Genomic DNA, 21,521 nt, shown 5'->3' with positions numbered 1-21,521 from the left:
TATGAAAAAATCTTAATCTGCGTATTTATAATCTTTAGCTATGTTTTACTCTCTGAAAACCCGAACAGGTAATCACTTCCATTCTTTCACCTTTCTCTAAAACATCCAAAATCAGATTTAATCCCAACGAATCCGAAGCAATATGGCCGGCAATAACTACATTTATATGTTCACTTTTTGCCTTATTAAAATGTTCCTCAGAAAGATGCATAGCAACAATCGTTCCTACTCCTGCCTGGGCAAGTCTGCTAAAAATATCTTTTGAACCCTCAGTCCCACCGGTCATCTCTACAAAAATCTTCCCGGTTCTCTTATTTCTATCTCCGATAAGAATCTGTGGACCAGCATTGTTTGCTTCTGCTAATTTATACTCAGGGATTTCCAGAAGTATCTCCACTATATCACCTAAAAACTCCGGTTTTTTCTTATCTATCAATTTTTGCAAGAAACTTGTAACACAGTTATCCGCAGGAGTATGTACACAGATAAATGCTAAATTCAACAACTTCGCAGCATCTACCGCTCTGGTGTGATTTAAGGGAAGAACCTTTCTCTCCACTTCTTTAATTCTTTCCCCTAAGAGTCCTTCAGCAACGGTAATAGGAACACCCATTTTATTCAAAATATCTGCCTGCATCCGCATAACTTCGTAGAATCCTGCTAAAGCACGACCTTCAGGGTGATGAGACATAATCAAATCTATTTTCTTTCCTCTTTCTTTCAACCTATCCGCAAGTAAAACCTCGCTTACTTCCATATCTATTCCTGCAAGGATAGTTTTTACTTCTCGCTCGGGGTCTCCGTTTAATATTCTTGTATCTGAATAAGGATTACGCAATTTTTCTAAATCAAACTTTTTTTTCTCTTCTTCTTTTAAAGAGGAGTATTCCTTTTTTGCCCGTTCCAAGGTCTTAAGAACCTTCTCCTTTCCTCGCGGGTCAAGTTCTATTCCCTCTCTTACCACCGATTCATATAGTGTTTTTAGTTTCAATTTTCACCTCCTATTTACTTTCCGCTATAACTGCTCCTAAATTCCGATAAACAACACTGGCTAACTTTGTAATTGCTCTACCACTTAATGACCTCTCTTGTATAGATTTATTAATGTAAGAAATACCCAAGATTCCTAAGAAATAAAAAAGAGCACTTAAAATTACGCAAGCCTTTAAAACTCCAAAAATCGCTCCACCATAGAAACTTATTCTCTCAACAACTTTTATCCTTACTATGCGCTTAAGAATCTGCCCTAAAAAATTAGCCAGTAATATGGTGGTTATAATAATTCCTCCAAAGATAAAAACTTCATTCAGCACAAGGGGAATTTCTGTGCGTTCATGAAGGGTAGAGGCTATTGTTTTATAAAACTTAAGCGCCAAATATAAAGCAACACACCAACCGCTTAAACTCAGGACCTCAAGGACAAACCCATTCTTTGCTCCTCGAAAAATCCCGCGAATAATAAAGATTAAAACAACTGCATCAACCCAGTTGAATTCCTTTAATAAATTGGGAAACAATCTCTACTCCCTTCTAATTATAACACACAATACCCTTTTTGTCAAGGTAAGCACTTCTTAAAAATTTGGCACATAAACCACTTAAATACACCAACTTACCAAAAGTAGCCTATACTTTATAAAGTACACAGAAGCCTATCTTCTTTGATTTCTTTTCCCTTTACCTCAGCAATTTCACCAATTAATTTTCCCTCAGCTTCTAGAAGCACATTAAAGTAATGCTCACTGTGCCCTGAAAATACCCCCTTTGAAATTCTTCTTTCAACAAGCAAAGAAATTTTTCTATTCAAAAACTTTCTCAAATTAAAATCGCGAAATTTTTTATCCAACTCTTTTAGCAAATTAAATCTTTCTAATTCCTCTTTTAAATTAACTCTTCCAAGAAAACTTTCCGCTGGTGTTCCTGGACGCGGACTGAATCTAAAAATGTGAATCTTAAGGGGTTTTAAATATTCTAAAAGTGTTAAAGTGTTACTAAAATTTTCTTCTTTTTCCTGAGGAAAACCTACCATAATATCAGTAGTAAAAATTATCCCCGGTATTTTCTTTCTTATTCTTTTTATTATATCATAAGCAAAATCGCTTCTATATTTACGGTTCATTTTTCTTAAAATAAAATCGTCTCCGCTTTGAAAAGGAATATGTAAATGAGGACAAATTTTCTTAGATTTTGCCAAAAAATCAATCAGCTCATTATCGATATACTGGGGATCAAGAGAACTTAAACGGATACGAAAAATTCCTTCTATAGACTCTAATTCTTTCAGTAATGCCACAAGGGTTGAGGGAGGCAAAAAATCCTTGCCGTAATCCCCCAAACAAATTCCCGTCAAAACAACCTCTTTGTAGCCGTTTCTCAAAAGTCCCTTAAACTCCTCGATGACTAATTCCTTAGGTTTACTAGTCGATTTTCCCCTTACATAAGGAACGATGCAATAAGCACAAAAATTATCACATCCATCTTGAATTTTTAGAAATGCACGTTTGTGTTTTGCAAAAAAGGTAATCTTTTCTTCTGCCAAGTCCTTAGAGAACCGTTTATCCTTATGCTCTTTTTCTATAAGCCTCTTTAAGCATCCCTTAAGAATAACCTCTTTATAAGGAAATTTTCTTTTTAATTTATTTAACAAAACTTGGCACTCCGATTCTGCCCTTTTTGTAACTACACAGGTATTTACTACATACACATCAGCAAAACCATTATCTGTTTCTACAAAACCTTGGGAAAGAAATTTTTCTCGTAAAACCTGCGTATCATACTGATTTGCCTTACAGCCAAAAGTATAAAATTTAACGCTTCTCTTCATAAGTTTAAATTCGAAATCCGAATTCCTAAATCCCAAAATATGTTCCTACTGAAAGAGCAACTTTAATTAATTGATGGTCGAGAGGAACTTTTTTAATCTGACTCACCGCCTCCTTTAAAGGCACCGAAATCACCTCTTTTCCTTGCAGAGCAACCATTTGCCCAAAATTATATCCCTTAATCAAATTTATGCTATATTCTCCAAACCTTGAGCCTAAAATTCTATCAAAAGGAGATGGACTCCCTCCTCTCAAAAGATGCCCCAAAACAGTCACGCGGCATTCAATACCTGTTTTTTCTTCAATTTCCTCTGACAATAAATTCCCTATTCCTCCTAATCTCAAGGGATCGGGACTATCCTTTACTACTTTCTGCACAACCATCTTCCCCCCTTTAAGATGAGCTCCTTCTGCGACCACAATGATACTGAATCTCTTCCCTTTTTTATTTCTCTCTTTTACTTTCTCACAAATCTTACCAATCTCAAAGGGAATTTCAGGAATTAAAATTATATCTCCCCCAGCAGCAATTCCTGATGATAAAGCAAGCCATCCTGCATACCTTCCCATCACTTCCACAATCATTACGCGGTGATGTGACTGGGCGGTAGTATGGATCTTATCTATTGCCTCGGTTGCAGTTATTACTGCCGAATCAAAACCAAAAGTTAAGTCTGTTTTCCAAACATCATTGTCAATGGTTTTAGGAATTCCAATTATCGGAAGCCCTTTCTCAAGAAATTTATAAGCAATCCTCAGGGTTCCGTCTCCGCCAATACAGACCAGCGATTCTAAGCGCATCTTTTTAAAATTCTCTATACAGCGTTTGGAGAGGTCACGGAAAATAACTCTTTTCTTAAATTTAACAGGCTGAGCAAAGGGATTGGTCTTATTAGAAGTTCCCAAGATTGTCCCTCCTAAAGTCAAAATTCCTGAAACATCATCATAAGTGAGGACTCTTATGCGGTTTTCAATCAAACCTAAATAACCATCCTCAATGCCTATAATCTCCCATCCATAATTATTTATGGCAGTTTTTACTACTGCCCGGATTACCGCATTTATTCCCGGACAATCTCCTCCACCGGTTAATATTCCAATACGCCTTTTTTTCATCTTAGGATTTCAGTTCATAATTTAAAACCGATAATAAATATATTGCCGCAGTCTCGCTTCTTAAAACCGCCTCTCCTAAACTCACAGGAATTGCTCCTTTTTCTTTTGCCTTCTGGATTTCTTTTTTTGTGAAATCTCCTTCGGGACCAATAAAGATATAAATATCTTTACTAAGCTTCCCCCAATCAATCTCCTTAAAAGCTATTCCCTTTTCTTCTAAAGAAGGAATAAATAAACTCGCTGAAGCGGGTATTTCTTTAAAAACTTGAGACCATTCTTTAATCTCATTTATTTTGGGTAAAAAAAGTCTTTTTGATTGTTTTACTGCCGAAAGAGAAATTTTTCTCCAACGTTCAAGAAGCTTTTCCCCCTTTTCTCTATCAGGAAGAATTACAGTTCTTTCAGTAATTACTGGAATGATTTCCTCAACTCCTAACTCTGTAACTTTCTCAACAACTAAATCCATCTTTTCTCTTTTGGGAATTGCTTGCACTAAGTGGAAAAAGGGTGGATTTTTCTCTTTGCATTTTTTATTTAATATTTTTACCTTTACTTCTTTCCCTCTTAACTCTAAAATTTCTCCTCGATATACCCCACCTTCTCCATCAAAGAGATTTAAAATCCCTCCTTTTTTGTATCTCAAAACATCCTTTAGGTGATGGGCCTCTGACTCTCTTATAAAAAGACAATCTCCTTTTATATTCTCTTTCTCTATAAAAAATTGCTCCACTTATATAATTATACTCCTTTTCTCAAACAATAAGTATAAATTTTACACTTAGCACACAATGGTCTTAGGGGTTTACAGACATTCTGCCCGTAGGTAACCAAAAGATAGTTAAATTCTTTCCAGTATTTTTGGGGTAATAATTTGCGTAGAGCAAACTCGCTTTCTTTGGCGGTTTTTGTCTCTACAAACCCTAAGCGATTAGAAATTCGATGCACATGCGTATCTACACAAATCCCCAATTTATTAAACCCTTCGGTTAATACCAAATTGGCAGTCTTTCTTCCTACCCCCGGTAAAGATAGAAGTGTTTCTAAATCACTAGGCACCTTACCATCAAACCTATCAATTAAAATTTTACAGATCCTTTTGATATTTCTTGCCTTAACTCGATAAAATCCTACAGGATAGATTGCTTTCTCAATTTCTCTTAATGAAAGTCTTAACATCTCTTGAGGAGTTGTTGCCAAGGAAAATAATCCTTTAGTAGCTTTATCCGTAGTTTTATCTTGAGTCCTTAAAGATAGAAGACAAGAAATTAAAACTAAGAAGGGGTTGTTTTTTGAATAATCGGCAACAAAACTTACTACCGGCTTGCGATACTGTCTTACCTCTTTACGTAAAATCTCAATAATTTTATCTAAATTTTTAAAATTAAATTTAGACACCCTTGTATATTCGCGGAACCCTTGACCCAATTCTACAAAGAACTTCATAGGAAATGGTTCCTGAAAGCTCTGCTAGATCTTCAGCAGTAATTTCTAAATCTCCTTGCCTACCCAATAAAACTACCTCATCTCCTAAAGAAACTCCGGGGATATCAGTCACATCAACCATTATCTGGTCCATGCAAACCCTTCCTACAATAGGAGCATATTGACCCCTTACTAATACTCTTCCTTTATTGGATAGAAGCCAATTATATCCATCTCCGTAACCAATAGGTAAGGTAGCGATAAGACTTTCTCTCTGAGTAAAAAATGTCCTTCCATAACTAATTGGCTCTCCTTGATAAACTTTTTTTAAAAAAACAATCTTTGTCTTTAAACTCATTGCTGGCTTTAACTCTACAATTTCTCTTAAAGAAACATCGGGATAAACTCCATAAAGAGTAATTCCCGGTCTAACTAAATTAAAATGTGTTTCTCTATTTCTAAATAGAGCCATGGAATTTGCGGTATGGATATAGTTAAAGCCAATTCCTAATTGTTTCAAACTTTCTAAAACAAAATTAAATCTTGTAAGCTGAAGACTAGTAAAAGAGTCATCTTCTGCGGAGGCAAAATGCGTCCAGAGACCTTCTATAACTAAATGAGAAAATTCTTTAATTTTTAAGAAAAATTCCTTTGCTTCTTTATAAGAGACTCCAATTCTTCCCATCCCCGTATCAATCTTAACATGTGTTTTTACAAAAATATTTTTTTCTTGGGCTACTTCATTGAGCCTTTGGGCTACTTCTAAGTTACACAAAGTAGGAATAAGATTGTATTCAATAACTGCTTCGGCCTCTTCAGGGAAAATATTGCCTAATAGAAACAAAGATATGCCTAATCCATTTTCTCTTAATTCAATTCCTTCATCTACCGTCGCAATCCCCAACTGTTCTGTTCCTTGTGAGACAAGATACCTACTTACCTCAACCAAACCATGCCCATAGGCATCTGCTTTAACAATGGGCATAATCTTTGTCTCGGAAGATAAAATGTTTTTTATCTGCTTAAGATTAAATCCTAAAGAAGACAAATCAACCTCTGCCCAGGTTTGCCGACTATATCTTTTTATTTTTATATCAATAATCTCTCCCATTTCAGTTCTTAGTTTTTATACTGCATTCCTTAGGATAAAGATATAAAGGTAGAAGTTCAAAAACTGAGTCAACTTTTCCTTCCTTAAAACGTTCATAAGCAATTATACCTAAATTTCCTGCCTTAGGGTAATATAAATTATAACTGGCTATTTTGGCTTCTGGTCTATTTCTAATAATTTCCTTTCGGTAAAGATTAACTCCATCTCCCAAGAAAAAAACATCCTTATCTAATTTCTCGAACAAATCAATTAAAGAAATCAATAAATAATCAGAAATTCTTTCTAATTTCTCATCCACTTTGCGATAAATAGCACTATAGAGTTTTTCCCTTTTGGCATCCATTATGGGGCAAATCAATTCTTTAACTTCGCCTTTAAGGTTTGAGGCAATAGTATCTAAAGTAGAAATTCCTATTATAGGTTTATTTTTCAAATAAGAGAATGTTTTCATGACACTCAAAGCCACACGCACTCCTGTGAATGAACCTGGTCCTATGCCTACAGCAAAAAGCTCAATATCTTTTAAAGAAATTCTGGTCTTCTCAAACATTTCTTTAAGTAAAGAAAATAAAAGCTTATTACAGCTAAATTCTGCTTCGCGTTCAATCTCAAAAACAACATCACGACTCTCGTTTATTGCCATGGTTAAAATTTTTGTAGAAGAATCTAAACTAAGTATTTTCATAACACAGATTAACTAAATTTTAATTTCCTAATCAACTCTTTATATCTTTTTCCTTTAGGAATTAGCTTAATTTTTCTCTTTTTTTCGCTAAAAATTTTCATCTCAATACGCAAGTGTTCCTGAGGTAAAACTTCCTCCATTTTGTCTGCCCACTCAATAACCAAAACCCCTTTTTTGGATAAATATTCTTCCCAACCCAGGGATTCTATTTCTCCCAATGTCTTCAATCGATAAAGGTCAAAGTGATAAAGGTTTAATTTTGAAGAATATTCCCTAATCAGAATAAATGAAGGACTGTTTATAAGCTCTTCCAAGATTCCCAAGCCCCGAGCAATCCCTTTTACCAAAACCGTTTTTCCTGAACCAAGTTCTCCAACTAAGCAAAGAACATCTCCAGAAATTAAATTTTTCCCTAAATTTTCCCCAAGTTTTTTTGTCTCCGCTTCGCTTTTAGTAATAAAAACTTTCATCTAAAAATGCCTAAAACCTTTGGGTCTTATTCCGTTTATAACACCTTTTCTACTATAAAATATAATCTTTCCACTATCTTCAGTAACTTTTCCAATAAAACGAACGGCTATTTTCTTATTTTTAGAAAGTCTTATTGCCTCTTTTTCTGAAAGGGTAAACAAAAGCTCAAAATCCTCTCCCTCATTTAAAGCCTGCTCAATAGTAGCCTTTCTTGCTAAAGGAAGTTTTTTGTCAAAGATTATTGCCCCCTTTTTACTTTCTCTTAAAATATGAAACAAATCAGTACTTAAACCATCAGAAACATCAATCATTGAATTTATTTTGAAATTATTAACCAAAAATCTTGCTTCTTTTATCCGGGGTAAAAATTTGAGATGTTTTTTTATTTTGTAACTATTTCCCAAACTCCCCGTAACCGCAATGATGTCGTTTACCTTTGCCCCACTACGATAAACTACCTTCTTTTTTTCTACTTCACCAACTAAAAATACATCAACAATTAACTTATCTGCTCTATCTGTATCTCCACCCACAATATTTACCTTAAAAATATTTGCCAATTTTCTAATTCCTGAATAAATGCCTTTAATAAAATCAAAAGATAAATTTTTAGGAACTCCTAAGGAAATTAGAGCATAAAGAGGTATTCCCCCCATACTCGCAATGTCCGATAAAGAACAACCTAAAGCCTTCCAGCCAATCTGATAAGGACTGGATTCTTTTATTTTAAAATGCACATTCTCTATAAGCATATCTGTAGTAAAAAGCAAGTATTTTGTTTTAGAATAATTTATCACTGCTGCATCCTCGCCAATTCCTTTAACTACTGATTTATTATCCTTAATGGTTTTACTTAAATAATTTATAAGTCCAAACTCACCAATATCCTCTACGTTTATCCTCCTCTTCAATTTTTCTACTCCTTTATTTAACAGTTTCGAATTTCGGATTTCGTATTTAGAGTTTTAACTTTTGTAAACTCTTTGTATACGGTGGTTTAAATATACCTTTTTCTGTAACAATGGCAGTAATTAGTTCTCCTGGAGTAATATCAAAACAAGGATAATATGCTTTTACTCCATAGGGAGCAATGCGTTTATCCCTTATATAGAGCATCTCCTCTTGGGGTCTTTCTTCAATGGGAATATCTTTACCGCTTTTAATTCTAAAATCGAAACTTGACAAAGGACAAGCTACATAGAAAGGTATTTTATGGTAATAAGAAATAACTGCAAGATTATAGGTTCCTATCTTATTGGCAGTATCCCCGTTAGCTACAGTTCTGTCAGAACCTACAAAAATCTTATCTACTTTACCTCGGGCAATTAAAGTTCCTACCATATTATCACAAATTAAAGTAAAAGGAACTTTATTTTCTTTCAACTCCCAAGCAGTTAATCTTGCTCCTTGTAAAAATGGTCTTGTTTCACAAACAAAAACCTCTATATTTTTCCCTTTCTCCTTTGCCCGATAAATGGCTCCCAAAGCTGTTCCATATTCAACTGTAGCTAACATTCCTGTGTTACAATAAGTAAGGATTCTTTCACCATCGTTAATCAACTTCGCCCCCCATTCAGCAAGTTTTCTGCAAGCAAGTTTCTCTTCTTCCATAATTTTTTCCGCTTCTTTAAGGATTATTTTTTTTAATTCTTTAATAGGCTTATCTTTCTCTTTCTCCACTAAATTTTTCATCCTTTCTAATACCCAAGAAAGATTTACTGCTGTAGGGCGAGAAGTAGCTAAATAGGAGACTACTTTATCAAAATCTTTTTTAAAGGAAGAGTGATGCTGGGCAGAAGAATCCTTCACCCCCAAATATACTCCAAAACCTGCAGTTATTCCAATAAGCGGCGCGCCCCTTACGGTAAGCGTATTAATTGCCTTCCAGACACTTTTTAAATCTTCACATTCGACATAAATACATTCAAAAGGGAGTCTTCGCTGGTCAAGTAAAATTAATTTATTTTTGTGCCACTTTAATGTTTGAAAAGACATTTCTATTTTTATAATAGCACAAATTTATCTCCTTACCAAGTCCAATAACTTTAAAAGAATTCCCTTCTTTAAAGAAATTGCTTTATGAGGACAGAATTCATAACAGCAGAGGCATTTTATACAAAATTTATAATCAATTGTTATCTTTTGGGACGCCATTTTAATTGCTCCTGCAGGACACCCTTTAATACAAATCCCACACCTTTGACATAGAACATCATTTATAAAAGGATAAGTTCTAATTAAGCTTCCCCCCAATTTGAGAATTGTTTGAGGAATAATATTGAGAAAAGAATAGCGAGGTAAGGAAAAATCTTTAAATAAAACGGAATTCAAATCCTCGCCCATCATTTCTATTTTATCTACTTTCCCCAATCCTCTTTTATATGCTTCGTAGATAGTAGGAATTTTAAAGGGATTAATTCCCATAAGTTTTGCCAGAACCGAATCTATTGCTACCGCATCAGAACTTCCTAGAATTATTCCTGTATTTTTCAAGACTCCTCCCGCCGGACCTTCTCCTGCCATAGAAACAACTCCATCTACAATTACCAAATCCGGTTTTCTTAAACTGAATACATCTACAATAACTTTACTAAATTCTTTTGGACGAGGAAACCTTAAATGCAGCTCGGTTTTATATATGCCCGGAACAAGTCCAAAAGAATTTTTTATTCCTCCCGTAATTACCATTAGGGAATGTGTCTTTAATTTTGGCAGGGAAATAAAACGATCGCATGTAAGAACTATCTCTGCAAGAGGGTAATTTTTAACCTTTTTAATCTTATCAAATTTAACCAATTCTAATCCCAGTTCTTTAGCAACCTTTTGCATTCCCGTTTTTTCATAAACCTCATCGATATTTATCCCTCCCCCAGGACTATCTCCAATAAACACTTCTGCTCCTTTTTCTTTGAATCTCTTTGCCACTTCCTTAACCAATAAAGGATGGGTAGTTATTCCTCTGTGGGGGGAGGTTGCTGATAAAAGGTTGGGTTTAATAAAAATTTTATCCTGTGGTTTAACAAACTTCTCTATCCCCCCTAAAAGATAAAAAAGTTTTTCTATTGACTCTGATATAAATGCAGGGGAGTAATCAAAACACTTTAAAATGGCTAGCCGAGAACTCATTTTAGCAAAAGAGCTCGATAGAGAAAAACAAGATAGAGAATTAAACTATTATGAATTATATGTACACCAATTGAAGAGAAAAGGGAATGTGTCTTCTCATAGAGATAAACAAGAAGTAAACCCAAAGTAAAAATGGGTAAAAAGCCTATCACATTCATATGTAAAAGTGCAAAAAATAAAGAAACTAAAACCATTGCCTTTAAAGGACCAATTTTACTGCGTAAAGCGGGATAGCAAAACCCTCTAAAGAAAATCTCTTCGATTACGGGACCGATAATCGCAATAAAAATTGTAGTAAAGAAAATCAGTAATTTTGGCTGAGGAAGAAAAAAGAAATAGAAGAGCGGAGAAATTTCCGGTTTATATTTAAAGAGTTGAGTGAAAGAAAAAGAGAAAAATATAGATAAAAACAGAAGAGGAATTACTCCTAAATAGTGAAGGAAAGCAAGCAAAATATTGTTTATAAAATTACTCAAGCCCAGACCAAGACTGATAAGCGTTGAGCGATGTTTTTGATATACAAAATAGATAATTAACCCCAAGCAAAAAATGTCAAACAATAGGACATGGAGCATAAAACGGACAAAGATGTTAATTCCAAATATTCTAAAAAAAATTGGCTCAATTACCTTTAAAAAACTTGTAAAGAAAATTATGACTATAACTACCCGAAAAATATCTAAAATTTGCCAATTTACAGCAGGGAAATCTTGAGAAAAAAGCGTGACCTTTCCTCTAAATAAAGCAAATAAAAAAGAAAAACAAAAATATACCCCCATTATAAAAAATAAAAACCCAACGAAAAAAGTAATTTTTAGAAGATAAGAAATCTGAATATTCTGTTCGATATTTTTAACAAAACCTTCGGAACTAATGTTTTCATATTGCGAAATTTCTCCTTTAAAAGCTTCTTCTAACGGCGATATTCCTAAGTAATCGCGATTTAGATAAGAAAAAATACCCAAAACCAAACTTAAAAACAAGAGTAAAAAATAAACCTGATTTTCCAAAATCAATTTTTTAAACATAATTTCGTTTCGAATTACGGATTACGAGTTACGGATTACGAATTCTTAATATCTATCCCACCTGATGTAATCTTCTAATTCTAAGATTAACTCCCAATTCTTTAGCAATCTTCTCACATCTTTCTAAATCTACCTCTGGTAAATCTATAAAAGTAATTGTAACATAAGGGATGTATTTTTTGCACTCTAAGATAAATTCTTTTATTTTATTAAAAACACCCTCCTTAAAATCAGGCTTACATATTTTAGCATAACTTTCCTCATTATCCACATTTAAACTTACAAAAACCTCATCAATTAAATCTTTTAATTCAGGAACAGTGTTTCTTTTATGAATTAAGTTTCCTTGCCCATTGGTATTAACTCTTACCCGAATCCCTTTATCTTTTAGATATTTTGCTACTTTTTTAACTATCTCAAGTCTTAGAAAAGGTTCTCCATAACCGCAAAAAACCCCTTCTTTATATTTTCTGAAATCTTCTTTTTCTAATTCTTTTATAATTTCCTCAAAAGATGGCTCATTTCTTAATTTTAAGTTGTGCCCTTTAACATAGTCAGTATAAAACCTTACACAAAAAGAGCAATTGTTTGTACAGCGATTGGTGATATTTACATATAGAGAATCTCTTATGGGATAAACAATTTTTGGTTTATCTTCAAACGGAAGTCTAAATAATTGAACTGCATTCAAACCGCTAATGCGTATAATGTCTTCTTTGCTTAAACCTTTTAATTCTGCTAATTTCTCAACTAAATAGACCAAATTTGCTGGTTCATTACGCAAACCTCTCTTTTCTTGAGGGGATAAAAAGGGAGAGTCGGTCTCAAGAAGTATTTTTTCAATGGGAGTTTCTTTTACTATCTCACAGAGATTTTCTGCGTTGGGATAAGTTATATTAGCAGTAAAAGAAATATAAAAACCTAAATTAAGAACCTCTTTTAGAAAATCGTTGTCTCCAGAAAAACAATGAAAAACTCCCTTCAAAGAAAATTTTTTAATTACTTCTAAAATTTCTTTAGGGGCATTCCGATTATGGACAATTACGGGCAAATTTAATTCCTCTGCCAATTCTAAAAATCGCTTGAAAATTTCTAATTGAATTTCTTTTGGAGAGATATTTTTATAAAAATCAAGCCCAACTTCTCCAATGGCTATTACTTTCTTATTTTCCTTAGCTAATTCTCTAATTCTTTCAAAAATACTCTCATCCACATCTTTAGCATAATGGGGATGGATTCCTAAAGAGACATAAATTTCAGGGTATTTGTTAGCTAACTCTAAACTTTTTAAATTAGAAGAATAATCGGAGGAAACATTAATAAAATATTTTACTCCTCTATCCTTTGCACGGTTTATTACCTCGTCTCTATCCTTATCAAATTCTGAAAAATCCAAATGACAATGGGTATCAATTAACATATTAGGAGATAGTAGTTAGTAGGAAATAGTTAGTTTAAAATTATAGCAGGAAAGAAGATGGTTGTAAAATAAATTAGCCCTCGTAAATTTCTTTTCTTATACGTGCTTGCCTGCAGGCATCAGGATAGGATTTGATGAAGGAAGCGGTAAGTAGATAGGAAATCCCGGCACAGCGGAAACAATATTTTTCATATTCACAATCTTGACATTCTTCTAAATCTCTAATCTTCGTTTGCCTAAGTAACTTAAACTCCTCTGCATTTTGCCAGATATCTTTGATACTTCTGTGATTTATTTTATTTTATTTTTTGTTCTTATTTGCACACAGGGATTGATTTCTCCATGGGGAGTAATATTAACAGTGCTTATCCCTGAACCACAAAGGTTAAAATTAAGTCGGCGTTTTCTAAAATCCGGTGGCTGTTTTGATTCCTCCTCAGATATTTTTTCTTCTTTCATATACCATTTCAATTGCTCATCTGTAGGTAGATAATTTAAAGGTCTTAAGTCTCCATTATCACAAGGTGATAAAGCTAAACCTCCTCCTATACCCCGCATTTTTATTTTTAACTCCTTTTCTACAAAATCTTTCAATTTCCAAATTTCATAAATATTTTTATTTAAAAGAGCGCATTTTGCCAGAACTGGGATATTTCTTTTCTTAAATAGCTTTATTCCTTCTACAGTCTTTTTGAACGAACCTCTAACCTAGGTTATTTCATCGTGCGTCTTTTCAAACCCGTATAAACCCACCTCTACTACTAAAGGTTTAAGTTCTCTAATCCTCTCCGCAATATTTGTATTAATTAGGGAAGCATTCGTAAATATTCGTAATGCAAAATTATTCTTCTTAGCGTGTTTGCAAATTTCAAAAAAATAAGTTCTTACTAACGGTTCTCCTCCAGAAATGATGAGATACAAAGTTCCTAATTCCTTAAGTTGATCTAAGATACTTAAGAATTGCTGAGTGGTAAGTTCTTTTTGAGTATCCCTTACCACATAACAGTGCAGGCATTTGAGATTGCATCTGTAGGTAAGCTCTAAGAGGCAGTGAAAAGGAATAAGATTTTCAGTAACTCTATTTAAAACACCTCTGTACCAAATTGAGACCATACATATATAATTTTAGTATAAATCATGAGAAGTCTGAAGCACAAATATCATGGTAGGGCGCCGTCTGGGGAAACTTGTCGCAAAGGTAAAGACTTATTCCCCTCCTTAGCTTCATCTCTTTCACCTTGGGCTTCTCCCATTTCTTCTTATTTTTCTTCATCGCTCACCTCCTAAGGTAATCAAATTCTTATTCCTTAGATCTCTTATAAATCCGAGCACCTCTTTTTCCGCCTCTTCATATTCAATTTCATATTCTTCACATATTTTTTCAATTATCTCCTTTAATGTATTTTCCCCATTAATTAATTCCCAGATACACGTTGCAGTAGGATTTAAAACTTCAATTTTTTCGGTATCTACAGTTTGCTCATCAAGGGGGATGATCATTGTCTCATTATCAATTATTCTCCAGGCAAGCTCAGTATTTTTCTTGAAAACTTTATCTAAATCTTTCATCTAAATACCTCCAGATACTTACAGTGGGGTCAAAACCTAAAGTATATCCTTTTATATTATCTATCAATTCTAAAATAATATCTACAACTTTTTGTAATGGTCTTTATCTCCCCTAAAACAGAAAGTATTTCCTAAAAGGTAAAGAAACATTTCTTGTTTATTTATTTCCTTAATATAATTTTCTCTGCCTTTTCTAAGAAGAATAATTCTTTTATCTTACCATAATCCGAGGAAGTCTTTCTTACTTCACCATGCCAAGGATTACCAAAGGCAATAAATTTATTTCTAATTTTTCTTAAAATTATGCGGTCGTTATTTAAAACAGGAAAACCTTTCTTTAAAGCAAGCTTTGCTAAAGTTGATTTTCCTCCTTCTGTAGGGGCTAAAAAACAAATATTTTTTTATTTAATTTTACCCCACCGGCATGAATTAGAAGGCCATTGAATTCAGGAAGAATTAGACTATAAAGAAGTTCAGGGAAAAGATAAAGAAGTAATTGGCCATGTTTGTTAGGGGTATAAAAATCTATCTTTTTAAAATCACAAGATACGCAAGCAACCGAACTATTTTCTCCACGAGAAAAACAAAAATATAATTTATCTTTTGTTCTTAAATAATCCCAGCTTTGCGTAGTGATCAGAGGGAATTTTTTAGGAAGGAAAAATTTCGGTTATAGACCTTAAGCTCAATATCCTTTTTCTTACTTTTAGAGAGAAATTTTTGGTAATGTCCTAAAACCCTCTCTATAATATATTTATCTTTTATATCCCATTTAATTTTTATCTTACCGATTTCGGTTATCCCTTAAATAATTCTTGGGAATAGAGGGGTTCCTTTTTCTATTTCTGTACCTGGAATAGATAAACCCCATTGATAAATTTCTGAGAAACTTACTTCTTGAAGTTCTTTTCTTTGTCCTAATTGTCTCCAGACTTTTTCTGCAAACTTAGGCATAAAGGGATAAACACAGATGGTTACAATACGCAGAATTTCTATAAGGTTATACAGAAAGGAGGAAAGTTCATCTATCTTTTTTTCTTTGGAAAGTTCCCAAGGGCGAGAATCTTCAATAAATTTATTGGCAAGATTAACTAACTCCCAAATAGAAATAAGCATTTCTTGAAAGTTTAAATCTTCTATTGCTTCTTCTAACTCTTGAGGTAATTTTCCCAATTTTTCTTTAAAAACTTTATCTAAAGGAGAAACTTCAGGAATTTTTCCTGAAAAATACTTTTCAAGCATTCCAAAGGTCCTAAAATATAAATTCCCCAAATCATTGGCTAAATCGGAATTTATGCGTGAAATTAAAGCAGACTCGCTAAAATTTCCATCTTGACCAAAAGGAATTTCTCTTAAAAGAAAATAACGATAGGCATCTTCACCATGCTTTTTAACCATCTCCAATGGGTCAACAATATTTCCTTTAGATTTAGACATCTTCCCTTCTCCTACCATCCACCAACCATGAGCAAAAACAGTTTTTGGAAGTTCAATTCCTAAAGCATGAAGCATTATTGGCCAGTAAATTGTATGCTGGCGTAAAATATCTTTCCCTACTAAATGAATATCACAAGGCCAATATTTCCTAAATTTTCCCTCATCTTGACCAAAACCAATTGCGGAAATGTAGTTAATTAAAGCATCAAACCAAACATAGGTAACATATCCGGAATCAAAAGGGATAGGAATTCCCCATTCTAAACGTGTTCTTGGACGAGAAATGCATAAGTCATTGAGGGGTTTTTCTAAAAATTTAAGAATTTCGTTTCTACGGCTTATGGGTTTTATGAAAGAAGCGTGTTCCTCAATATGTTTAATTAACCAATTGCGGTATTTTTCTAAACGAAAAAAATAATTTTTTTCTTTTAGTTCCTCTAAAGGTCGCAGGCAATCAGGACAAAGGGGAGAATCAAGTTGGGTCTCTGTCCAGAATGTTTCACAGGGAGTACAATACCAACCACTATATTCTGTAAGGTAAATATCTTTTTTATCATAAAGATTTGATAAAGCAAAACTTACTGTCTTTTTGTGTCTTTCTTCAGTAGTGCGAATAAAGTCATTATAAGAAATGGAAAGGGTTTTCCATAAATCAATAAAATGAGGAACAATGCTGTTTACAAATTCCTGAGGACTCTTACCGGAATTTTGCGCAGAACGAAAAATTTTCTGACCATGTTCATCGGTTCCGGTTAAAAAATATACCTCTTTACCTTTAAGACGCATAAACCTTGCTAAACAATCGGCAGCAATATTGGTATAAGAATGACCAATATGGGGAGTAGCGTTAACATAGTAAAGCGGTGTAGTGATATATAACTTATCCATTCCTTTATAATTTCAAAACAAGTACAAATACGGTTCAAACTCTAAGTTCAAGACTCTAAATCCTAAATAAATCAAATCTTTTGGGTTCTTGAATTAAAGATTTAGGGTTTAACTAATCCGGTTTCGGATTTCGAAAATTTGACATTCGGATTTATTTCTTGTAGCTTATATTTATTCTTCTTCCGTCTTCTAATTCTAATGTAGCAGTTCGTTTCAGAATATTTAACTCCACTACCTTTCCCCTAACCCCTCCTTCTACTGTTATCCATTCACCCACTTTAGGTAGGCCGCGTAAAAACTCTTTATACAATCCTGCTTCATAACTTAAACAACACATCAACCTTCCACATAAGCCAGAAATTTTCGTGGGGTTAAGGGGTAAATTCTGGTCTTTCGCCATCCGCATCGTAACCGGTTCAAAATCTTTTAAGAAAGTGGCACAACATAAAGTCCTCCCACAAGGGCCGAATCCTCCAAGCATTTTTGCTTCGTCTCTCACTCCAATCTGACGCAATTCAATTCTTACCTTAAATGCCTTGGCTAAATCTTTTACTAGTTCTCGGAAATCAATTCTTCCTTCGGCAGTAAAATAAAAAATAATTTTTGTGCGGTCAAATGAATATTCCGCATCTACCAATTTCATATCCAATTTATGCTCAGCAATTTTTTTAAGACACAGATTTATAACCCCTTTTATTCGGCGTTTATTCTTATTTATTTGACTTAAATCATCGGCGGTAGCGATGCGCACTATTTTATATACCGGTTCTTCCTGGGCTACATCTGTAACCGTCTCTGGGTCAGAAAGAACCTGTCCATAATCAAGACCTCGATCCTGTTCAACAATCACAAAATCTCCTATCTTCGGTTTTATCTCTCCGCTTATCTCAAAAAGAGAAATTTTACCCGCTTCTCTCAATTTTATCTGCGCCACTAACATAAAATGTGCCCTCCTAATAAATAATAATATTTATAGTTTAGCAAAATTCATCCTGTTTTCCGCTCTAAATCCATCTCTAAATTAGTAAAGGCCAGTCGCAAATTAGCATTGTGCTGGATAAAGCCATAATAAAAAATAAATCTGTCAATTAAATTATATAACTCTTTAGGGGAATAAAGAAGCGTTATCTCCCTAATTAAATCTTTCTGGTCTATATTTATAATTAGATTGTCTAAGCCAAATTTTTCTAAAAGCACATCTCTAAATATTCCACTTAACAGACTTAAAGCCTCTAAAAAATTTCTCTTTTCTTTCCAGAGCAACTCATTGCCTAATTCTTTATTTTTCAAAAAATTTTCCAATACTAAATTGCGTTTATTTATATAATGAGAATTCACCAAGGTAATAGCTTTCCCTATGCTTCCTTCTGCAAGCTTACTATAAAAATAAGTTTTTATTTTATCCAAATGATAATTATCTTGGAGAAATTTTTCTATAATTTCTCTCTTTAATAAAGGAAATCTTACTAATTGGCAACGAGATATGATTGTAGGAAGAAATCTCTCCCTTTCTTCAGCAAGAAGAATCAAAAGGGAATTACCGGGTGGTTCTTCTAAAGTCTTGAGCAGGCAATTACCCGCGTCTTCCAAAATAAAGTCGGCTTTTTCAATAACAAATATTTTGAATTTTGCCTCATAGGGCTTAAGGGAAACTCTCTCTTGCAGGTTGCGAATTGCTTCAATTTTTATACCTTGAGAATTATCCTCTGGTCTTACCCAATGCACATCGGGGTGATTGCCATTCTCAATCTTGATGCAATTTGAACATCTAAAACAGGGACTAATGTCTTTATTTTCGCAATTAACAAATTGGGCAAAATACTTTGCGGTAAAAGCTTTGCCTACTCCCTCCGGTCCTAAAAAAATATAGGCATGACTAAGCTTATTCTGTTTAAAAGAGTTTATCAAAAGATTAATTATGCTTTCTTGGAAAATTGTTTTTCTCATCTTGAAATTATTTCCAAAACTTTTTTCTCTATTCTTTTACTAACGGCATCAATATCTCTATCTACTTCTATCAGAAAAAATCTTTTTGGGTTTTTTTTAGCCAATTCTAAATATCCTTTTCTTACCCTTTGATGGAAGGAAAAAGATTTTTTCTCCATGCGGTCTTTTAGACCGCATCTTCTTAAACCTTCTTTGGTATTTATATCAAGAAGAAAAGTCAAATCAGGAATTAATCCTTCCGTGACAAATCTACCCAGTTTATCCAGAAGGGATAAATCCAATCCTCCGCCGTGTCCCTGATAAACAATAGTAGAATCTTGAAAACGGTCCAAAATAACAATTCTACCGCTTTTTAAAGCAGGGGTTATTTTTTCCTTAACTAACTGGGCGCGCGCAGCCAGATAGAGAAGTGCCTCCGTTTTACTATCTATTTTCTTATTTCTTTTATCCAATAGAATCCTCCTTATTTCTTCGCTTATCTTTGTCCCCCCGGGTTCTCTCAGAAGAATTACAGAATGTCCTTTGCTCTTTAAAAAACTAGATAATCTTTTTGCATGGGTAGATTTACCACTACCTTCCGGACCTTCAAAAGTAATAAATATTCCCCTTTTCATAAAATTTGTTTTAAATACGTTAACCCTTTATACCACTCAGTTTTACTCCTTCTACAAAAAATCGTTGATTAAAGATAAAAAGGAGTATTATGGGAAGAATGACCATTACTGAACCTGCCATAAGTAGAGTCCAGTCAGTGGTATACTGACTCTTAAAATACTCTAAACCAATGGGAAGGGTACGTAATTCGGTTCTATTGGTAACAAGAAGAGGCCACATAAAAGAACCCCAATTACCCTGAAAGGTGAAAATGGTAAGTGTAGATAATGCTGGTTTGGAGAGGGGCAGAATAATTCTCCAATAAATCCCAAAATAACCACAACCATCAATTTTAGCTGCATCTTCAAGGTCTTTGGGTATGGTCATAAAAAACTGCCTCAAAAGAAATGTCCCAAAGGCGGTAAACATAGCAGGAATAATTAAAGCCCGGTAAGTATCAATCCATCCCATAATTCTTATTAAAGCAAACTGGGGAATTATGATTACTGAACCAGGTATCATCATTGTAGCGATGTATGCAAAAAACAATTTGTCCCTTCCAGGGAAATTTAGTCGGCTAAAGGCATAAGCAGCAAACGAACTGGTAAAAACTACTCCTATAGTAACACAAAAAGCTACAATAATACTGTTGAGATAAAACCTACCAAAAGGAACTGCCTTCCAAGCACGATAATAGTTAGCCCAGACAATTTTCTGAGGAATCCAGTTACGCCACCACGGCTTTACTTGTATAAATACCGCTTCGGCTTCTTTAAGTGAAGTAGAAACCATCCATAAGAATGGTAAGACCATGCTTACACCAATCAAAGAAAGTAAAACATATACCGTAAATTTCTTTAAAAATTCCCTTCTTCTCTTCATTTTCTTGGACTCTTCCGCGGTTATAAAATCAACTTTTTCATCTTCTTTAAACCTTATTCATATTTCAATGATATTCTACTTTTTTGCCTCCAAACTTCCAGGAAAGTCTTGTGAAGAAAAGAATTATCAAAAATAAAACCCAAGCAATGCTGGCAGCATAACCTGCTTTTTGGAAGGTATAGAGGTTATTAAAAATATAATATTCAATGGTAGTAGTCGCTCCTCCCGGTCCACCACCGGTCATAATATAGGCAAGCATAAAACCACCTTGAAAACCTCCTATAATACTCATAATGGCAATAAAGAAGGTCGTCGGGGAAATCATCGGCCAGGTAATTCTCCAGAATTTCTGCCAGGAATTTGCTCCATCTATCTCCGCCGCTTCGTATAAGTCGCGTGGGATCCCCTGAAGAGCAGCCAAAAAAAGAAGGCAGTTATTTCCTCCAATAATTGTCCATAGCCCTACAAGCATCATAGAAATCCTTGCCCAAAAAGGATGAGAGAGCCAATTCGGCCCTTGAAAACTTAAATGCAAAAAATTACCCAACTTGGCAATAATTGTATTAAGAAGACCGAAATCCGGGTTTAAAATCCCCCTCCATATTATTGCCGTAGCGACACCCGAGGAGATATAAGGCAAATAAAAAATAGTGCGATAAAAAACAATACCCCGAATTCTTTGATTTAAGGCTAAAGCAATAACTAGCGCCCCAAATATCTCCAGAGGAATTACCAGCATCAGAAAAACAGTATTAAAAACATAATACCAGAAATGAGGATCATTGAAAGTGAGTGTTTTATCAGTAAAACTAAAACCCAACAGTTTTATAAAATTACCTAAACCCACAAATTTGGGAGGATTCAATATATCCCAATCAAAAAAACTCAAAATTAGAGAAAAAATTACAGGAAGAGAGGTAAAAACCAAAAATCCTAAGAAATTGGGCAAAAGAAATAAGTAAGCAGTTAAAGTTTCCTTTGTGCGTACTTTCATAATAAATTT

At 34.0% G+C, this 21,521-nt stretch carries 24 protein-coding genes; all 24 read right to left on the bottom strand.

Annotated features, from left to right (window positions below; all coding sequences use genetic code 11):
* Nucleotides 1-34 precede the first annotated feature (34 nt).
* Nucleotides 35-991: an NGG1p interacting factor NIF3 gene (locus NC818_02680; GenBank protein ID MCM8783671.1), complete on the bottom strand. Its 957-nt coding sequence runs from the start codon at nucleotides 989-991 to the stop codon at nucleotides 35-37.
* Nucleotides 992-1,001: 10 nt separating this feature from the next.
* Nucleotides 1,002-1,517, bottom strand: a complete 516-nt coding sequence (locus NC818_02675) for a CvpA family protein (GenBank protein MCM8783670.1) — start codon at nucleotides 1,515-1,517, stop codon at nucleotides 1,002-1,004.
* Nucleotides 1,518-1,633: 116 nt separating this feature from the next.
* Nucleotides 1,634-2,824 carry a MiaB/RimO family radical SAM methylthiotransferase gene (locus NC818_02670; protein MCM8783669.1) on the bottom strand — a complete coding sequence of 397 codons (1,191 nt, stop codon included), beginning with the start codon at nucleotides 2,822-2,824 and terminating at the stop codon, nucleotides 1,634-1,636.
* 25 nt (nucleotides 2,825-2,849) lie between these two features.
* Nucleotides 2,850-3,938 carry a 6-phosphofructokinase gene (locus tag NC818_02665; protein MCM8783668.1) on the bottom strand — a complete coding sequence of 363 codons (1,089 nt, stop codon included), beginning with the start codon at nucleotides 3,936-3,938 and terminating at the stop codon, nucleotides 2,850-2,852.
* Nucleotide 3,939: 1 nt separating this feature from the next.
* Nucleotides 3,940-4,668 (bottom strand): 16S rRNA (uracil(1498)-N(3))-methyltransferase, encoded by a 729-nt coding sequence (locus NC818_02660; protein MCM8783667.1) that lies wholly within the window; start codon nucleotides 4,666-4,668, stop codon nucleotides 3,940-3,942.
* A gap of 8 nt (nucleotides 4,669-4,676) precedes the next feature.
* Nucleotides 4,677-5,333, bottom strand: a complete 657-nt coding sequence (locus NC818_02655) for an endonuclease III (GenBank protein MCM8783666.1) — start codon at nucleotides 5,331-5,333, stop codon at nucleotides 4,677-4,679.
* Nucleotides 5,326-6,471 (bottom strand): alanine racemase, encoded by a 1,146-nt coding sequence (gene alr / locus NC818_02650; protein MCM8783665.1) that lies wholly within the window; start codon nucleotides 6,469-6,471, stop codon nucleotides 5,326-5,328. The genes NC818_02655 and alr overlap by 8 nt, the downstream gene beginning before the upstream one ends.
* 1 nt (nucleotide 6,472) lies before the next feature.
* Nucleotides 6,473-7,156 (bottom strand): tRNA (adenosine(37)-N6)-threonylcarbamoyltransferase complex dimerization subunit type 1 TsaB, encoded by a 684-nt coding sequence (gene tsaB, locus NC818_02645; GenBank protein MCM8783664.1) that lies wholly within the window; start codon nucleotides 7,154-7,156, stop codon nucleotides 6,473-6,475.
* Between the two features lie 8 nt (nucleotides 7,157-7,164).
* Nucleotides 7,165-7,626 carry a tRNA (adenosine(37)-N6)-threonylcarbamoyltransferase complex ATPase subunit type 1 TsaE gene (gene tsaE, locus NC818_02640; GenBank protein MCM8783663.1) on the bottom strand — a complete coding sequence of 154 codons (462 nt, stop codon included), beginning with the start codon at nucleotides 7,624-7,626 and terminating at the stop codon, nucleotides 7,165-7,167.
* Nucleotides 7,627-8,538, bottom strand: coding sequence for a thiamine-phosphate kinase (thiL, locus tag NC818_02635; GenBank protein MCM8783662.1), 912 nt, complete (start codon nucleotides 8,536-8,538; stop codon nucleotides 7,627-7,629). It lies immediately after the preceding gene.
* 46 nt (nucleotides 8,539-8,584) lie between these two features.
* Nucleotides 8,585-9,622, bottom strand: coding sequence for an S-methyl-5-thioribose-1-phosphate isomerase (gene mtnA / locus NC818_02630; protein MCM8783661.1), 1,038 nt, complete (start codon nucleotides 9,620-9,622; stop codon nucleotides 8,585-8,587).
* Nucleotides 9,623-9,646: 24 nt separating this feature from the next.
* Nucleotides 9,647-10,753 carry a DUF362 domain-containing protein gene (locus NC818_02625; protein MCM8783660.1) on the bottom strand — a complete coding sequence of 369 codons (1,107 nt, stop codon included), beginning with the start codon at nucleotides 10,751-10,753 and terminating at the stop codon, nucleotides 9,647-9,649.
* Nucleotides 10,750-11,781 carry a CPBP family intramembrane metalloprotease gene (locus tag NC818_02620; GenBank protein ID MCM8783659.1) on the bottom strand — a complete coding sequence of 344 codons (1,032 nt, stop codon included), beginning with the start codon at nucleotides 11,779-11,781 and terminating at the stop codon, nucleotides 10,750-10,752. Before NC818_02620 ends, NC818_02625 begins: the two co-directional genes overlap by 4 nt.
* Before the next feature lie 52 nt (nucleotides 11,782-11,833).
* Entirely contained in the window at nucleotides 11,834-13,201 is a 1,368-nt protein-coding gene (locus NC818_02615) for a YchF/TatD family DNA exonuclease (protein ID MCM8783658.1), read from the bottom strand.
* A 291-nt stretch (nucleotides 13,202-13,492) separates the two neighbouring features.
* Nucleotides 13,493-13,759, bottom strand: a complete 267-nt coding sequence (locus NC818_02610; GenBank protein ID MCM8783657.1) for a hypothetical protein — start codon at nucleotides 13,757-13,759, stop codon at nucleotides 13,493-13,495.
* Nucleotides 13,760-13,909: 150 nt separating this feature from the next.
* Nucleotides 13,910-14,314 carry a radical SAM protein gene (locus NC818_02605; GenBank protein ID MCM8783656.1) on the bottom strand — a complete coding sequence of 135 codons (405 nt, stop codon included), beginning with the start codon at nucleotides 14,312-14,314 and terminating at the stop codon, nucleotides 13,910-13,912.
* 22 nt (nucleotides 14,315-14,336) lie between these two features.
* Nucleotides 14,337-14,474, bottom strand: coding sequence for a hypothetical protein (locus tag NC818_02600; protein ID MCM8783655.1), 138 nt, complete (start codon nucleotides 14,472-14,474; stop codon nucleotides 14,337-14,339).
* Nucleotides 14,471-14,770, bottom strand: a complete 300-nt coding sequence (locus NC818_02595; protein ID MCM8783654.1) for a PqqD family protein — start codon at nucleotides 14,768-14,770, stop codon at nucleotides 14,471-14,473. Before NC818_02595 ends, NC818_02600 begins: the two co-directional genes overlap by 4 nt.
* An 804-nt stretch (nucleotides 14,771-15,574) precedes the next feature.
* A complete protein-coding gene (gene metG / locus NC818_02590; GenBank protein MCM8783653.1) occupies nucleotides 15,575-17,095 on the bottom strand; it encodes a methionine--tRNA ligase in 1,521 nt (506 codons plus the stop codon).
* A 151-nt stretch (nucleotides 17,096-17,246) separates the two neighbouring features.
* The gene (locus tag NC818_02585) at nucleotides 17,247-18,035 is read right to left on the bottom strand and encodes a stage 0 sporulation family protein (GenBank protein MCM8783652.1); all 789 of its coding nucleotides are present in this window, start codon (nucleotides 18,033-18,035) and stop codon (nucleotides 17,247-17,249) included.
* A 47-nt stretch (nucleotides 18,036-18,082) separates the two neighbouring features.
* A complete protein-coding gene (gene holB / locus NC818_02580) occupies nucleotides 18,083-19,042 on the bottom strand; it encodes a DNA polymerase III subunit delta' (GenBank protein MCM8783651.1) in 960 nt (319 codons plus the stop codon).
* A complete protein-coding gene (gene tmk, locus NC818_02575) occupies nucleotides 19,039-19,656 on the bottom strand; it encodes a dTMP kinase (protein ID MCM8783650.1) in 618 nt (205 codons plus the stop codon). The genes holB and tmk overlap by 4 nt, the downstream gene beginning before the upstream one ends.
* 19 nt (nucleotides 19,657-19,675) lie before the next feature.
* Nucleotides 19,676-20,518: a carbohydrate ABC transporter permease gene (locus NC818_02570; protein ID MCM8783649.1), complete on the bottom strand. Its 843-nt coding sequence runs from the start codon at nucleotides 20,516-20,518 to the stop codon at nucleotides 19,676-19,678.
* Nucleotides 20,519-20,582: 64 nt separating this feature from the next.
* On the bottom strand, nucleotides 20,583-21,512 hold the full coding sequence (locus tag NC818_02565) for a sugar ABC transporter permease (GenBank protein MCM8783648.1): 930 nt from the start codon (nucleotides 21,510-21,512) through the stop codon (nucleotides 20,583-20,585).
* Nucleotides 21,513-21,521 lie beyond the last annotated feature (9 nt).

This window comes from Candidatus Omnitrophota bacterium, assembly GCA_023819145.1.
Classification (GTDB): domain Bacteria; phylum Omnitrophota; class Gorgyraeia; order DTHP01; family DTHP01; genus JBFWKV01.
Note: the sequence above shows the minus strand (reverse complement) of the source record. Positions and strands in the feature narration are given on the sequence as shown.

Bases quoted from the DNA above. Each gene is read 5' to 3' on its own strand.
- NC818_02670 (MCM8783669.1), bottom strand. From the start codon at position 2,824: ATGAAGAGAAGCGTTAAATTTTATACTTTTGGCTGTAAGGCAAATCAG.
- NC818_02665 (MCM8783668.1), bottom strand. From the start codon at position 3,938: ATGAAAAAAAGGCGTATTGGAATATTAACCGGTGGAGGAGATTGTCCG.
- alr (MCM8783665.1), bottom strand. From the start codon at position 6,471: ATGGGAGAGATTATTGATATAAAAATAAAAAGATATAGTCGGCAAACC.
- tsaB (MCM8783664.1), bottom strand. From the start codon at position 7,156: ATGAAAATACTTAGTTTAGATTCTTCTACAAAAATTTTAACCATGGCA.
- tsaE (MCM8783663.1), bottom strand. From the start codon at position 7,626: ATGAAAGTTTTTATTACTAAAAGCGAAGCGGAGACAAAAAAACTTGGG.
- mtnA (MCM8783661.1), bottom strand. From the start codon at position 9,622: ATGTCTTTTCAAACATTAAAGTGGCACAAAAATAAATTAATTTTACTT.
- NC818_02625 (MCM8783660.1), bottom strand. From the start codon at position 10,753: ATGAGTTCTCGGCTAGCCATTTTAAAGTGTTTTGATTACTCCCCTGCA.
- NC818_02620 (MCM8783659.1), bottom strand. From the start codon at position 11,781: ATGTTTAAAAAATTGATTTTGGAAAATCAGGTTTATTTTTTACTCTTG.
- NC818_02615 (MCM8783658.1), bottom strand. From the start codon at position 13,201: ATGTTAATTGATACCCATTGTCATTTGGATTTTTCAGAATTTGATAAG.
- NC818_02610 (MCM8783657.1), bottom strand. From the start codon at position 13,759: ATGCGGGGTATAGGAGGAGGTTTAGCTTTATCACCTTGTGATAATGGA.
- NC818_02605 (MCM8783656.1), bottom strand. From the start codon at position 14,314: ATGGTCTCAATTTGGTACAGAGGTGTTTTAAATAGAGTTACTGAAAAT.
- NC818_02600 (MCM8783655.1), bottom strand. From the start codon at position 14,474: ATGAAGAAAAATAAGAAGAAATGGGAGAAGCCCAAGGTGAAAGAGATG.
- NC818_02595 (MCM8783654.1), bottom strand. From the start codon at position 14,770: ATGAAAGATTTAGATAAAGTTTTCAAGAAAAATACTGAGCTTGCCTGG.
- metG (MCM8783653.1), bottom strand. From the start codon at position 17,095: ATGGATAAGTTATATATCACTACACCGCTTTACTATGTTAACGCTACT.
- NC818_02585 (MCM8783652.1), bottom strand. From the start codon at position 18,035: ATGTTAGTGGCGCAGATAAAATTGAGAGAAGCGGGTAAAATTTCTCTT.
- holB (MCM8783651.1), bottom strand. From the start codon at position 19,042: ATGAGAAAAACAATTTTCCAAGAAAGCATAATTAATCTTTTGATAAAC.
- tmk (MCM8783650.1), bottom strand. From the start codon at position 19,656: ATGAAAAGGGGAATATTTATTACTTTTGAAGGTCCGGAAGGTAGTGGT.
- NC818_02570 (MCM8783649.1), bottom strand. From the start codon at position 20,518: ATGAAGAGAAGAAGGGAATTTTTAAAGAAATTTACGGTATATGTTTTA.
- NC818_02565 (MCM8783648.1), bottom strand. From the start codon at position 21,512: ATGAAAGTACGCACAAAGGAAACTTTAACTGCTTACTTATTTCTTTTG.